Below are 14805 nucleotides of genomic sequence, written 5' to 3'. Positions count from 1 at the left end.
ATTAAGGGTGTTAAATAACTTTTAAATTACTTTTTTAACTAGCCATTAACACGACGAAATCTCAAGCTTTGTTAGATTTGTTATAAGTAAGCTACCTAAAGTGCTTAATGAAATAAAGATGAATAGATTCTTTTTAGTTCTTATTACAATTACCCTAATCAGTTGCCAAGAAGAAAAACGGAATACTACGACATACTTTGGTGGGGAAATCGTAAACCCTAAAGCAAACTATGTAGTATTATACCATAATGAAGAGGTTGTCGATTCTGCTGTTTTAGACCAAGACAATCGATTTTTAATGAGGCTTGACAATCTGCAAGAGGGACTCTATAACTTTAAACATTACCCTGAGTATCAATATGTTTTTATAGAAAAAGGAGACAGTATCCTGTTTCGTTTAAATACGCTTGACTTTGACGGTTCCTTAGTATTTTCTGGTAAAGGGTCCATAAAAAATAACTTTCTTATCGATATGTTCTTATTAGATGAGGATGAAAAAAAACTTGTTTACAATTACTATCGCCTGGAACCTCTCACATTTAAGCATAAGATGGATTCCCTTCAAGAAATGAAACTGGAGCAGTTCGAGTCTTTCGCTCAAAATTTTGACATTTCTGAACGCGCCAAAAAAATTGCCAAAGCCAGTATTGATTATAATCATTTTGTGTCCTTTGAGCACTATCCTACCATGTACAGATTGAATCACGGACTGAAACAGGCTCCCGAAATGCCAGGAGATTTTTATGATTACAGAAGTTTTATCGATTACGGAAACGATGATATGGTTCATTACAAACCATATATGGATTTCTTGGTAATGCACTTAAACAATCTATCTTATAATAACTGTAAAAAGTTCTGCTCCAAGGATGAAATAATAGAACGCACCCTTCACTATCATACTCACAAACTTCATTTGATTGATAGCTTGGTTGATGGTAGTGAATTAAGAGATAACCTTTTTAGAAATGCCGCTTACTCCTATCTTTTGAGAGACCACAACCTTAAAAATAATGAGCAATTCATTGCAGCTTACAATGAGGTGGCAAAAAACAAAGGTCACAAAGAAGAAATTAACAATGTCTTTCAAAATATTCGAAATTTACAACCTGGGAATAAACTACCTGACATTTTACTAACATCAATCAGCGACGATACAGTGCATATTACAGATGTTGTAGAAAATCCTAAAACCTCAGGTACTATCTTCTATTTCTGGTCAACAAATCAAAAAAGACACCTTATCTATATTAACAAGCGAATGCTTGAATTGCAAAATAAATACCCTTCTTATCAATTTGTTGGGATTAATTTCGATGACATTTCACCTGAACAATGGTTGAATACGGTAAAAGCGAATGGTTTAAATCAATTATCGCAATACAAGACTGTCAATCAGCAGGAAACCAGCAAAAAGCTGGTTATAGACCATTTGAATAAGGTTATTATTACAGATAACCAAGGAATCATTACGAATGCTTTTGCTAATGCAAATTATCAAAATATAGAAAACACCATTAGTCGATAAATCATTATAGTTTATTGAATAAAACTCGAATCATATCTTTAATATGTATAACCTCATAAAAAAATCCGTCCAACTTTAGGTACGGAGTTTTTTATGATTAGTATTTATGTAATATTGTTATTCGCCCATGGCTTGTGCTACTGCAGCTGACAATCTTTTATAAGTACCGTTCGTTAGTTTTTCACGAATAGCTTCAAATGCTGAAAGCGTTTCTTCTATATCTTCTTTATTATGCGAGGTTGTAGGAATCATTCTTAACAAGATGATTCCTTTAGGGATTACCGGATAAACCACAATAGATAAGAAAATACCATAATTTTCTCTAAGGTCATTTACCATAGCCATGGCTTCAGGGATACTACCTTCCAGATATACAGGAGTTACACATGTATTTGTGTCGCCAATATCAAAACCACGTTCTTTTAATCCGTTTTGAAGCATATTAACATTTTCCCATAACTTAGCTTTAAGCTGAGGCATGGTTCTTAGCATATCAAGACGTTTTAAAGCTCCTTTGGTAAAAATCATTGGTAAGGATTTGGCAAACATCTGAGAACGCATGTTATACTTTAAAAAGTCTATAACATCTTTGTTCCCGGCAACAAATGCACCAATACCCGCCATTGACTTCGCGAAGGTAGAGAAGTACACATCTATATCCTCCTGAACTCCTTGTTCTTCACCTGCACCTGCTCCGGTTTCACCTAGTGTACCAAAACCATGTGCATCATCAACAAGCATTCTAAAGTTATATTTCTCTTTTAATGCGGCAATTTCTTTTAATTTACCCTGTTGTCCTCTCATTCCAAAGACCCCTTCGGTAATTACTAAAATACCCCCATCATTTTCTTCGGCAATTTTGGTAGCACGCTCCAGATTCTTTTCCAGACTACTGATATCATTGTGCTTATAAGTAAAACGTTTACCCATGTGCAAACGAACACCATCTATGATACAGGCATGAGAATCTACATCATAAACGATAACATCATTTTTTGTAACTAAAGCATCAATAATAGATACCATTCCCTGGTATCCAAAGTTTAACAGATAGGCAGATTCTTTTTTAACAAAACTAGCCAGTTCCTGCTCTAATTGCTCATGAATGTCCGTATGTCCACTCATCATTCTTGCTCCCATAGGATAGGCAGCACCATATTCCGCAGCTGCTTCCGCATCTACTTTTCTAATTTCAGGATGTGTTGCCAACCCCAGATAATCATTAAGACTCCAGTTAAGTATCTCTTTTCCTCGAAACTTCATTCGTGGCCCCAATTCTCCTTCCAACTTAGGAAACACATAATATCCTTCTGCTTGCGATGCCCATTTACCTAGAGGCCCTTTGTTATTCTGTATTCTTTCAAATAAATCTCTCATGTAGATTTTCGGGTTAATTACAACTCAGTTAAAATTAAAAAGCATGCAAAACTAAAGATTTTTCGATTGATATCATAAAAAATCGATAGCCTAAATGCTATTTATATTAATACTTTTAAGCAAAATAGCACCCTTAGGTGCTATTTTATATTCGTTAAATTCCTATTATTTAACATGTTCTATTTTACATTCTTCTTCGGTATTCACACTATCGAAAAAGCCTTGTTCATTCATCCAATCGTCGCTATAAATCTTACTCATATATCTAGATCCATGGTCCGGAAATATTACAACTACATTACTATGCTCATCAAACTCGCCTTCTATCTCCAATTGTTTAATAGCCTGCCATGCCGCTCCGGAAGTATACCCAACGAACATTCCTTCTGTTCTGGATATATCTCTTGCCGTATGCGCACTTTCTTCATCCGTTACCTTAACAAATTTATCTATTAAATCAAAATCTGTAGCTGTTGGTATCAGGTTCTTTCCTAACCCTTCTATGCGGTATGGGTAAATTTCATTGGAATCAAATTCTCTGGTTTCGTGATATTTTTTCAACACTGAGCCATAGGCATCAACCCCGATTATTTTGATGTTAGGATTTTGTTCTTTTAAAAATTTCGAAGTTCCGGAAATGGTACCTCCGGTTCCACTACAGGCAATAAGGTGAGTTATTTTACCTGCGGTTTGTTTCCAAATTTCAGGACCGGTAGAATTATAATGAGCATCCATATTTAGCTCATTAAAATACTGATTAATATATACAGATCCTTTCATTTCTTCATGAATGCGCTTTGCAACCTGATAATAAGACCTTGGATCATCTGCTTTTACATGAGCTGGACAAACATACACTTTTGCACCCATTGCCCGTAACATATCAATTTTATCTTTAGAAGACTTAGAACTTACTGCAAGAATACAATCATATCCCTTTATAATACTCACCATGGCGACACTAAAACCAGTATTACCTGATGTTGTTTCTACAATAGTATCACCTGGCTTTAATATCCCTTTCTTTTCAGCTTGTTCAATAATATATAAAGCAATTCTATCTTTCGTGGAGTGCCCAGGATTAAAAGCTTCTACCTTAGCATAAAAATTACCTTTAAAATTTTTAGCTATTTTGCTTAGCTTAATCAATGGGGTATTGCCTACTAGGTCTAAAACATTATCGTAAGCATTTATCTTTTGTTCCATAATAGTGGGGTTAGGTACAAAATGGTTTATTAGCTGAATTCAAACGGTGCAAAGTTAAACTTTTTTTTGAATTAGTCCTGAATATGTTCTAAATCCAACAGGAATGCATATTCTTCTGCCAATTCTTTTAACGCTTCAAATCTACCCGAAGCACCGCTATGACCAGCATCCATATTCGTATGAAATAATAATTTGTTATCGTCTGATTTTAATTCTCTTAATTTTGCCACCCACTTTGCAGGCTCCCAATATTGAACCTGAGAATCATGATATCCTGTAAGAACCAGTAAGTTAGGATAGCTTTTATTTTCAATATTATCGTATGGAGAATATGATTTAATATACTCGTAATACTCTTTATCATTTGGATTTCCCCATTCATCATACTCTCCGGTTGTTAAAGGGATTGATTCGTCTAACATCGTTGTAACAACATCCACAAAAGGCACAGATGCAATTACACCATTATACAATTCCGGCGCTATGTTCATAACGGCCCCCATAAGCAGTCCTCCTGCAGAACCACCCATGGCATATAAATGTTCAGGTGACGTATAATTTTGATCAATTAAGAATTTTGAAACAGCAACATAATCAGTAAATGTATTCTTTTTTCGGAGTAGCTTTCCATCATCATACCAAGGCCTTCCGAGATACTCACCACCTCGTATATGTGCAATGGCATAAATAAAACCTCTATCCAGTAAGGTTAATCTCGATGAAGAAAAATATGGATCAATAGTAGCTCCATATGACCCGTATCCATACTGTAAAAGCGGATTTGACCCATCTTTTTTTATCCCTTTACGATACACTAAGGAAATCGGAACTTTGGTGCCATCTTCAGCAGTTGCCCAAACCCTTTCGGAAACATAATTCCTTTTATCAAATTTCGGATCCAAAATCTCTTGTTCCTTTTTAACCTCTTTTTCTTTAGTTACCATATCAAAATCGATAATGGAGGCAGGTGTAGTTAAGGAGGTATAACCATATCGAAGGATCTGAGTATCAAACTCAATGTTAGTTGTGGAATAAGCTGTATAGGTTTCATTATCGAATGGAAGGTAATATTCATCCTGTCCATCCCATCTTATTACCTTTATTTTATTTAATCCATCACTTCTTTCACTAACCACTAAAAAGTCTTTAAATATATCTATATCTTCCAATAAAACATCTTCTCTATGTCCTATTACTTCTATCCAGTTTTCTTTTTCAGTTGCATGTTCAGGAGTTTTCATCAATTTAAAATTGATAGCACCATCTGCATTGGTAAGTATATAAAAAGAATCATTAAAATGAGATAACCCATATTCCATACCTCGCTCTCTACCTTGAAAAATTTTCAATGCAGCATCAGGATTATCAGCGGGTAAAATACTATACTCTGCCGTAAGGGTACTCGAACTTCCAAAAACTATATACTTTCTGGATTTGGTTTTATAAACAAATGCATTAAAAGTTTCATCTTTTTCTTCGTAGACAAGCTTATCCTTAGAAACATCTGTTCCTAAAGTATGTTTGTAAATTTTATCTGAGCGAAGGGTTTGCTGATCTTTACGAGTATAAAACAAAGTGATATTATCATTAGCCCAAACACTTCCTCCTGTTGTATTCTTTATAACTACAGGAAGTACCTCTCCGGTTTCAATATTTTTTATCTTTATATCATACTGTCTTCGACTTACTGTATCGATCCCATAAGCCACAAACTTATTATCCGGACTAATATTTATTCCTTTAAGATGAAAGTAAGAATGTCCTTCAGCCATTTGGTTACAATCGAACAACACTTCTTCTTTGGCTTTTAAAGATCCTTTTTTACGGGTATAAACAGGATAATCCTTGCCAGTTTCATATCTCGTTATATACCAGTAGCCATTATATTTATATGGAACTGAGGAGTCGTCTTCCTTTATCCTCCCTTTCATCTCTTCGAATAAGCTTGTCTGAAATTCCTTGGTATGCCTGGTCATTTCATCGTAATAGGCATTTTCTTCCTCTAAGTAAGCCAAAACATCTTTACTATCTCTCTGGTTCATCCAGAAATAGTTATCTATTCTAATATCACCGTGTTTTTCTAATGAGGTAGGCTCTATCTTAGCCTTTGGAGCTTGAATGTGAATCATATTATCTTTTTGCTTTTCCAGTTTGCATGAGGTAGCAAAAATAGCACATAGTACTAAAACAAAAATTTTGTTTTCCATTAAGATTTTTATTGTACAGCCTCTAATTTAGTATTTTTGCGTGAGCTTAAACTTATAAAAATTATAAAATTATGTTTGGAGATCTTATGGGTATGATGGGTAAACTAAAAGAAACCCAGAAAAAAATTGAAGAAACAAAGAAGCGGTTGGATTCTGTAATAGTAGATGAATCAAGTTCCGACGAATTGCTTAAAGTGTCTTTAACGGCCAATAGGGAGATTAAATCAATCGATATTGATGACAGTCTACTTACTGACAAAGAACAACTTGAGGATTATCTGGTGCTAACTATCAACAAAGCTATTGAAAAAGCAACTAAAGTAAATGAGGCCGAATTAGGAGCGGTAGCAAAAGATGGCATGCCTAATATTCCAGGAATGGATTTTTTTAAATAAAGATTTTAGTTATATTTATGACAGACTAATCATAAAAAAAAATCATCATGTTTGAACTTTTTCAAAGCGAAAAAAATGACAAATTCTATTTTAACCTGAAAGCTAAGAACGGCCAGGTAATCCTGTCAAGTCAAGGATACGAGAGTAAATCAGGAGCTTCTAATGGCATTAATTCAATTAAAGAAAATGCTGAAGATGACAGTAAATATGAACGTAAAACTGCATCTAACGGAAAGTTTCATTTTAACTTAAAAGCTGGAAACGGTCAAATTATTGGTAGTAGCCAAATGTACGCTTCCGAAGCTGGAATGGAAAATGGAATAGAGTCTGTTAAAACTAATGCCAGTAGCGCAGGGGTTGAAGACAAAACTGAATAATTAAACAAACATGGTTTCCCTAATAAAAAAAGCTGCTAAATAGCAGCCTTTTTTATTTTCAAAATTTTCAAGGTCTTTAGGAGATATTCATGCATTGGATCCGTGTAGTCTAAATGTGTTACCATTCTGAGTTTTCCCATACCCATACTAATTATCTTAATATTATTCTTCATGAGTTCATTCATAAAATGAACTTCATCTATATCATCCTGTAAATAAAAAATAACAATGTTAGTCTCTACGGGTTCAACCTTCTTGACAAATGGTCTATCTTCTAAGGCATCTCTTATTTCCAATGCCTTTTTATGATCTTCTGCTAAACGACTAATATGATGGTCTAAAGCATACATACCGGCAGCAGCTAAATACCCTGCCTGACGCATCCCTCCTCCGAATACTTTTCGAATTCGCAAGGCTTTGTCAATATGTTCCTTTGAACCCAGGAGAACAGACCCTACCGGGCATCCCAATCCTTTGCTTAAGCATACAGAAATAGTGTCAAATAAAAGTCCATACTGCTCGGGAGATTCATTTTTAGCAACCAACGCATTCCACAGCCTTGCGCCATCAAGGTGATATGCCAGCTGATGTTGCTCACATACATCCTTTAATTTCATTAATTCATTGAAATCCCAACACGTACCCCCTCCTCTATTTGCTGTATTTTCAGTACAAATCAACTTTGTTAAAGGACTGTGATAGAAATCAGGTGGATTTATATAGCTCGCCGCTTGAGCCGCAGTAAAAGTACCTCGCGTACCATCTATTAATTTACATGACACTCCGCTATTAAAACTCACTCCTCCCCCTTCATAATTATAAATATGAGCGTCTTTATCACAAATTAACTGATCTGATGGCTGGGTATGCAGCTTTATTGCGGTTTGGTTAGCCATGGTTCCACTTGGAAAAAACAAAGCAGCTTCCATCTGAAACATTTCAGTCAATTTGTTTTCAAGAGCATTTACGGTTGCATCCTGCTTAAAAACATCATCACCAACTTCAGCACTCATCATGGCTTCCAACATGGCTTTAGTTGGTTTTGTTATGGTATCACTAATTAAATTTACTTCCATTTTCTTATTCTAAAGTTTTTAATTCATTAAACAATCTACTCCAATTGGGGAACCATCTGGTATTTTTGGTGTTTGAAACAACTGATACTTTTGCGGTTCCTTAAAATAAATGTTTATTTCTGTAGCTAAGAATGATGCAAAACTATCTTTTTTCCTTCTTTCCAACCAAGTCTTCAATCTTTTCAATTTAAAATCAGTTGTTGCTTTAACGCCAGGAGAGGTGTTTTTATTCACTGATAACCTGATTAGACTTTTAACAACATTATAATTAATTATTTTTTGAACCTCACCTTCGTAACCTGAACGATAAGGATTCTCTATGGTCGATTGGAGTATAATATCTATTAAATCTTCTAAACCCAATTGATTGGAATTCAAAGCAGCTTGCTGAAGAAGCCTATTTGCCCTTTCAGGATGGAACAATAAACTTAAAGTAAAGTCGCTTGCTGTCTCTGCAGCGGCGATCGGATCGAAGGTAACACCATTATGACTTTTAAAAGATTCCCTACTCCTATTAAATCCGTATGCACGTGGCGGAAAAAGATTTAAAATATTTTCAGGAATCATTAATGTTTTTGGATCAATAGTTTGTAACAACACTTTTAAAGCTTCATTTTGAATTGCAACATCAACTTCTTCCACTACTTTTTGATTTCCTCCTTTTACGGCATAATTATAATCTACCCCACCGATAACTTTAATGACCGCTTCTGTCTGATATCTATGAAAAAAATACAGTGGAACAAAAACATCCTCCAAAACAGTGAAGGGTTCACCAGTTCGAATATTATCACTTGTAAAATTTTCAATGGCCGCTTGCCTAACCGCTAATACATTCTTCAATTCTTCTGCTGCGCTAGGCCCATTATCCCATAAATGAGCATTTGGATGAGCTCCTCCTTTTGCTCTTGCATCGTTATCTGAAATAAACTGATGTCCTTCTTCAAAAGCATTCCTTAATATTTTACTCAAAGCTTTATTTTCATTAATTGAATCTGAAAACATACTGTAAGAATAGGCAACAGTTACTTTATCCCATTCACCTATCCCGGTTTCATATGCTTTAGAAAAATCGACATGACCATCTTTAACACTAAACTGCGGATGTGGATAATCCATAACTGAAGCCCTATCTAATGCACTTGCCGCAAAATTATGAGCAAACCCTAATGTATGTCCAACCTCATGAGCAGCCAATTGTCTGATTCTAGCTAAAGCTAACGCTAACATCGGTTCATAATTGTCGTCATCTTTTTCAAAAGGTTTATTCATAAGGGCTTGAGCAATTAAAAAATCCTGCCGGATTCTAAGGCTACCCAAACTCACATGACCTTTTATAATTTCTCCGGTTCTGGGATCTTTCACACTGGCGCCATAGCTCCAGCCTCTTGTTGACCTATGAACCCATTGAATTACATTATACCTTACATCCATGGGATCGGCGTCCTCAGGTAACACTTTTACCTGAAATGCATTTTTAAAACCAATTGCCTCGAATGCCTGATTCCACCAACTTGCACCATCAAGCAAAGCCGATCTAATGGGTTCAGGTGTTCCATTATCCAAATAATATATTATAGGCTCTATCGGTTCACTCATTGGTAATTCAGGATTCTTTTTTTCCAATCGATGCCTGGTAATATATCTCTTTTGAATTGGTTCAAATACGGGTGTTGCATAATCCATGTAAGAAATTGAAAACGAACCACTTCTTGGATCAAATACTCTTGGTTTGTATTGATTATCAGGTAATTTAATAAACGAGTGATGCTGAACAACTGTTACAAAATCTGAATTTGGTGATACTGATCTAATATAATTCCCTTTAGCCTCTCCATTAAAAGTGAGCATGGCCTCAAATTCATTATTTTCAACAAAAGCCTTCGTTCTGGCCATATAGAGCGCACTCTTACTTAAATCTAATTTGTAGGTTCCCTGATCGTTATCTTTTAACTTCTTCGCAACACCATGAGCATCCCTTAATAAAAAAGGAGTAAAATCAATAATATAACTTTTGCCTTCATGTTCTTTTATTTCAAAACCAAATAAAACAGATTTAGCAAAAGCCTGTTCTACAGACTTTACTTCTAAATCATTATCAGAATTAGCACGGTATTTTAAATTCGGTTGTATTAATAAAAGTTTGTTACCTGCTTTCTTAAACAAAACTACTTGTTCGCCTCCTAACTGCCCTCTATCCAATCCCAAATCATTACTTCCTACTCCACTACTCAATGAATTCACGTAAAGGAACTCTTCCTCCAGCTTATCTACTTCTAAAAATATTTTATCTTCACTTGGCTGGTAGTAAATGTTAAAGAAACCTTCCTGTTTTTCTAAATCATTTTTCTTTTCTAGAAACTGAGCATTCGTATAGTTAATGAAAATTAAGGCGGCTAGAACAAATTTTTTATACATAATTTTGCTAATAAGAGTATTGGCTAAATTTATGTATAATTGTTTTTATTCCCTTCGTTAAATAGTATTTTTGCTTAACATAATTAAAATTAATGGTAAACTCAGATCAGATTAAAGAACTCTCTACGCGTCTGGATGCTCTAAAAAAATATTTAGAAATTGACGCAAAGCTAATTGAAATTGCTAATGATGAAGAAAAAACATTAGACCCTGATTTCTGGAATAACCCAAAAGAAGCTGAAAAATTCATGCAACAGCTTAGATCAAAAAAGAAATGGGTTGATGATTATAATAAAAGCAGAACTCACATTGGTGATTTAGAGGTTCTATATGAGTTTTATAAGGAAAATGAAGCTTCAGAAGAAGATGTTCAAAATCAATATGAAATTACCAAAACTCTGGTTGAAGAATTAGAGTTTAAAAACATGTTATCGGACGAAGGTGATAGCATGAGTGCTATTTTACAGATAACGGCAGGTGCCGGAGGAACCGAAAGTTGTGATTGGGCCAGCATGTTGATGAGAATGTATTTAATGTGGGCTGAAAATCATGGGTTTAAGACACGTGAACTGAATTATCAGGATGGCGATGTCGCCGGAATTAAAACAGTAACTATAGAAATTGACGGTGAATACGCTTTTGGATGGCTTAAAGGTGAAAACGGAGTTCACAGATTGGTACGAATCTCTCCATTTGACAGCAATGCCAAAAGACATACATCATTTGCCTCTGTTTATGTGTATCCATTAGTAGATGATTCTATTGAAGTAGATATAAACCCAGGCGATATTACCTTTGAAACCATGAGAGCAAGTGGAGCTGGTGGGCAAAATGTTAACAAAGTTGAAACAGCTGTTCGACTTCGCCACCATCCAACTGGAATTATTATAGAAAACTCAGAGACCAGATCACAGCTGGATAACAAGACTAAGGCAATGCAATTATTGAAATCTCAATTGTATGAAATTGAATTAAAGAAAAGACAAGCGATGCGAGATGAAATTGAAGCAGGTAAAATGAAAATTGAATGGGGGTCTCAAATTCGTAATTATGTTATGCATCCTTATAAATTAGTAAAAGATGTTCGTTCTAGTCACGAAACTGCCGATGTTGATGGTGTAATGAATGGCGCTATTGACGAATTTTTAAAATCCTATCTGATGATGATGGGACAGAAACAAGAATAATCTGAAAAGTAAAAGTAATTATGATTAAAATATATCACAATCCAAGGTGTAGAAAATCCAGAGAGGGGCTTCAAATACTGGAAGCATCCGGAGAAACCTTTGAAATTATTAAGTATCTGGAAGATGTTCCAACTGAAAAAGAACTCAGACAGGTTCTGAATTGCCTTGATATTAAACCAGAACAATTAATTCGTAAAAATGAATCTATCTGGAAAGAAAACTTTAAAGGTAAATTACTTTCTGATGATGAGATTATTGATATCATGCTTGAACATCCAAAGTTAATTGAAAGGCCAATTGTTATTAAAGACAATAAGGCTATCATTGGAAGACCTCCTGAAAACATAAAATCTATTTTATAAAAACATGCCCGGTATTAACACCGGGCTTTTTTATTTAACAATCTTTTAACCAAAATCAATTAAACCCGTAGCCGTTTTTAGGGTCAATGGATTTAGTAATCGAAATAAGCTAAATCAAAAAAACTACTATGAAATTTAAATTATTTGCTTTTTGTGTCATTATCATTGGCCTATTTACTGCCGAGGCACAATCTCCAATTGCAAAGAAAATTCGTTTAACGGGACAAGTTATAGATGCTGACACTAACGAACCCTTGGAATATGCCACCATTGTTTTACAGAGTGTAAAAAACCCCAATAATGTAACTGGTGGAATTACCGATGCCGAGGGTAAATTTAATGTCGAAGCAAATTCCGGTGTTTATAACATTCGTGTTGAATTCATCTCATATGGCACCTATGAAATTAAAAATCAAAATTTAACCAAAAATAAAGACTTAGGAGTTATTAAACTATCGTTAGATGTAGCCCAGCTTGAAGCCGTAGAAGTTGTTAGCGAACGTACTACTGTAGAGGTTAGGTTAGATAAGAAGATTTATAATATCGGAAAAGATCTTACCACAAGTGGTGGTACCGTAAGTGAGGCACTGAATAATGTACCGTCAGTTACTGTTGATATTGACGGAGCTATTAGTTTAAGAGGAAACGAAAATGTTAGAATCCTAATTAATGGTAAGCCTTCTGCCATGGCCGGTTTTGGTAGCACTGAGGCTTTACGTCAGCTTCCGGCAGATGCCATTGAGAAAGTAGAAGTTATTACCAGTCCATCTGCAAGATATGATGCTGAAGGAACAGCAGGTATATTGAACATTGTTCTGAAAAAGGAAAAAACTTTAGGTGTTAACGGGTCAGCTAATTTAACTATGGGATATCCAAATAGTAGCCAGATCACTACTAACTTCAACTATAGAACCGATAAGTTTAATATCTTCAATACCCTGGGGTATTTTTATAGAGAACCACCTGGCAATGGTTTTTTTGACAACCGTTACGAGGATGGTAAATTTGACAGAATTATAGAAGATCGGGATATGTCCAGGAAAGATAAGGGGTTTAACATGAACATAGGTATGGAATACTTCATTAATGATCAATCTTCTATTACTGGTAGCTTCTTTACCAGATTATCAGACGAACAAGATGTTACAGAAAATAAAACGGAACGATTTATTAATTCTGTCGTAGATAGTCGCACCAATAGAAAGGAAGAGGAGAATGAGGATGACACCAATTATCAGGTATCATTAAGTTATATTAATAAGTTTAATGATGAAGGTCATCAACTTACAGCAGATCTACAGTATTCCTTTGATGATGAAGACGTTCTTTCAAATATTATTGAGAATGCTACATATCCAAACAACTCACTTATTGCCTCTGAAAATATTTATGAGATAGAAACTCAAAAAGATTACCTAATTCAAGCTGATTATGTCCTTCCTATGGGAGAGGCGCAGTTTGAAGCTGGATACCGTGGAGATTTTGAAAAAGAGCAAAATGAATACAGATTAGACACGCTAGATCGTAATTCTAATGAATACATTACCAATAATGATCTGTCTAATATTTTTGATTATACAGAAAACGTACATGCACTTTATACTCAATATGGTAATAAATTTGGAAAGTTTTCTTTTCTATTAGGCTTAAGACTTGAAAACACCCAGTTAATTGGTAAGGTAAAAACATTAGATGGCACACCTGTAGACAATATTCCAGGTATTAATGTAGAGGCTAATTTCGATAAGAATTATTTGGGCCTATTCCCTACGGTAAACCTTATTTATGAATTGAATGAGTATGAAAACATCTCTATTGGTTATAACAGAAGAATTAACAGACCGAGAGGATGGTTTATTAATCCTTTCCCTTCCAGATCTAGTAGAACGAATGTTTTTCAAGGTAATCCTGATTTAGATCCGGCGTATGCCAATGCCTTTGATGTAGGCTACCTTAAAAGATGGGAAAAAATCACTTTTAACACATCTGTGTACTATCAACGTGAAACCAACGCTTTTGAACGTATTCAGGAAGAAACAGGAGAAACGACCTCTGATGGTATTGAAATCATCCGCTCTATCCCAATTAACCTGGCTACTAATCAACGGGTAGGTTTTGAAGGTAGTTTGATGTATAATCCATCAAGAAAGTTGCGGTTTAACGGTAGTTTTAATTATTTCCATTTTGATTCTGATGGCGAATTTAATGGAATCGATTATGGAACAAAAAGTTCAAGTTGGTTTGCCAGATTTAGTTCAAAAGTAACCCTACCTGGAAAGATAGACTGGCAAACAAATGCTTTTTACATGGGACCTAGAGAAAACTCACAGACTAAATCGGAAGGAATGTTTTCATTAGACCTTGCCTTCAGTAAAGACATATTGAACGATAATGCGACCATCAGCTTCAATGTCAGAGATTTATTAAACAGTCGTAAGAGACAATCATTCACTGAGTCTTATGACGCTAATGGTAATCTAAGATTTACCTCAGAAAGTGAATTCCAATGGAGAGAAAGACAATTCAATATTTCTTTTATATACAGATTCAATCAACCTAAGGAAAGAAATGGCCGAGGCGGTGGAAATAATAGAAACGGTGGCGGAGAAGATATGGACTTCGAAGGCTAACAGAACCAAAAAGAAAGACTACCAAATGGTAGTCTTTCTTTT

Annotated in this window: 11 protein-coding genes; 6 read left to right on the top strand and 5 right to left on the bottom strand. The window is 35.0% G+C overall.

The features are described 5' to 3' along the window. Window positions 1-118: 118 nt before the first annotated feature. Entirely contained in the window at window positions 119-1528 is a 1410-nt protein-coding gene (locus P278_RS05390) for a TlpA family protein disulfide reductase (protein WP_038265272.1), read from the top strand. Between the two features lie 117 nt (window positions 1529-1645). On the opposite strand, the gene P278_RS05385 is transcribed toward P278_RS05390, so the two are convergent. The 3 genes from P278_RS05385 to P278_RS05375 form a co-directional block, all read right to left on the bottom strand. Further along, window positions 1646-2905, bottom strand: a complete 1260-nt coding sequence (locus tag P278_RS05385; RefSeq protein WP_038263490.1) for an aminotransferase class I/II-fold pyridoxal phosphate-dependent enzyme — start codon at window positions 2903-2905, stop codon at window positions 1646-1648. 165 nt (window positions 2906-3070) lie between these two features. Further along, entirely contained in the window at window positions 3071-4111 is a 1041-nt protein-coding gene (locus P278_RS05380; protein WP_038263487.1) for a PLP-dependent cysteine synthase family protein, read from the bottom strand. Between the two features lie 71 nt (window positions 4112-4182). Beyond that, the gene (locus P278_RS05375) at window positions 4183-6318 is read right to left on the bottom strand and encodes a S9 family peptidase (RefSeq protein WP_038263484.1); all 2136 of its coding nucleotides are present in this window, start codon (window positions 6316-6318) and stop codon (window positions 4183-4185) included. Between the two features lie 71 nt (window positions 6319-6389). On the opposite strand from P278_RS05375, the gene P278_RS05370 reads away from it, so the two are divergent. Further along, on the top strand, window positions 6390-6713 hold the full coding sequence (locus tag P278_RS05370; RefSeq protein WP_038263481.1) for a YbaB/EbfC family nucleoid-associated protein: 324 nt from the start codon (window positions 6390-6392) through the stop codon (window positions 6711-6713). A 47-nt stretch (window positions 6714-6760) separates the two neighbouring features. Beyond that, on the top strand, window positions 6761-7090 hold the full coding sequence (locus P278_RS05365) for a YegP family protein (RefSeq protein ID WP_038263478.1): 330 nt from the start codon (window positions 6761-6763) through the stop codon (window positions 7088-7090). 35 nt (window positions 7091-7125) lie between these two features. Here the strand turns inward: P278_RS05365 and P278_RS05360 are convergent, their stop codons facing one another. Together P278_RS05360 and P278_RS05355 are read right to left on the bottom strand one after the other, a co-directional pair. After that, the gene (locus P278_RS05360) at window positions 7126-8166 is read right to left on the bottom strand and encodes a threonine aldolase family protein (protein ID WP_038263474.1); all 1041 of its coding nucleotides are present in this window, start codon (window positions 8164-8166) and stop codon (window positions 7126-7128) included. Window positions 8167-8184: 18 nt separating this feature from the next. Then, window positions 8185-10584 (bottom strand): zinc-dependent metalloprotease, encoded by a 2400-nt coding sequence (locus P278_RS05355; protein WP_038263471.1) that lies wholly within the window; start codon window positions 10582-10584, stop codon window positions 8185-8187. Window positions 10585-10676: 92 nt separating this feature from the next. Here P278_RS05355 and prfB point away from each other — a divergent pair, with 92 nt between their 5' ends. From prfB to P278_RS05340, 3 genes are all read left to right on the top strand, one after another. Continuing rightward, window positions 10677-11771, top strand: coding sequence for a peptide chain release factor 2 (gene prfB / locus P278_RS05350; protein ID WP_051413426.1), 1095 nt, complete (start codon window positions 10677-10679; stop codon window positions 11769-11771). Window positions 11772-11791: 20 nt separating this feature from the next. Further along, window positions 11792-12133, top strand: a complete 342-nt coding sequence (arsC, locus tag P278_RS05345; protein WP_038263468.1) for an arsenate reductase (glutaredoxin) — start codon at window positions 11792-11794, stop codon at window positions 12131-12133. Window positions 12134-12261: 128 nt separating this feature from the next. Further along, window positions 12262-14763 (top strand): outer membrane beta-barrel family protein, encoded by a 2502-nt coding sequence (locus P278_RS05340; RefSeq protein WP_038263465.1) that lies wholly within the window; start codon window positions 12262-12264, stop codon window positions 14761-14763. The last annotated feature ends 42 nt before the right edge of the window (window positions 14764-14805 follow it).

This window comes from Zhouia amylolytica AD3 (assembly GCF_000511935.2).
Lineage (GTDB): Bacteria > Bacteroidota > Bacteroidia > Flavobacteriales > Flavobacteriaceae > Zhouia > Zhouia amylolytica.
Note: the sequence above shows the minus strand (reverse complement) of the source record. Positions and strands in the feature narration are given on the sequence as shown.

Coding starts and splice junctions, on each gene's coding strand:
- P278_RS05390 (WP_038265272.1), top strand. CDS start 119: ATGAATAGATTCTTTTTAGTTCTTATTACAATTACCCTAATCAGTTGC.
- P278_RS05385 (WP_038263490.1), bottom strand. CDS start 2,905: ATGAGAGATTTATTTGAAAGAATACAGAATAACAAAGGGCCTCTAGGT.
- P278_RS05380 (WP_038263487.1), bottom strand. CDS start 4,111: ATGGAACAAAAGATAAATGCTTACGATAATGTTTTAGACCTAGTAGGC.
- P278_RS05375 (WP_038263484.1), bottom strand. CDS start 6,318: ATGGAAAACAAAATTTTTGTTTTAGTACTATGTGCTATTTTTGCTACC.
- P278_RS05370 (WP_038263481.1), top strand. CDS start 6,390: ATGTTTGGAGATCTTATGGGTATGATGGGTAAACTAAAAGAAACCCAG.
- P278_RS05365 (WP_038263478.1), top strand. CDS start 6,761: ATGTTTGAACTTTTTCAAAGCGAAAAAAATGACAAATTCTATTTTAAC.
- P278_RS05360 (WP_038263474.1), bottom strand. CDS start 8,166: ATGGAAGTAAATTTAATTAGTGATACCATAACAAAACCAACTAAAGCC.
- P278_RS05355 (WP_038263471.1), bottom strand. CDS start 10,584: ATGTATAAAAAATTTGTTCTAGCCGCCTTAATTTTCATTAACTATACG.
- prfB (WP_051413426.1), top strand. CDS start 10,677: ATGGTAAACTCAGATCAGATTAAAGAACTCTCTACGCGTCTGGATGCT.
- arsC (WP_038263468.1), top strand. CDS start 11,792: ATGATTAAAATATATCACAATCCAAGGTGTAGAAAATCCAGAGAGGGG.
- P278_RS05340 (WP_038263465.1), top strand. CDS start 12,262: ATGAAATTTAAATTATTTGCTTTTTGTGTCATTATCATTGGCCTATTT.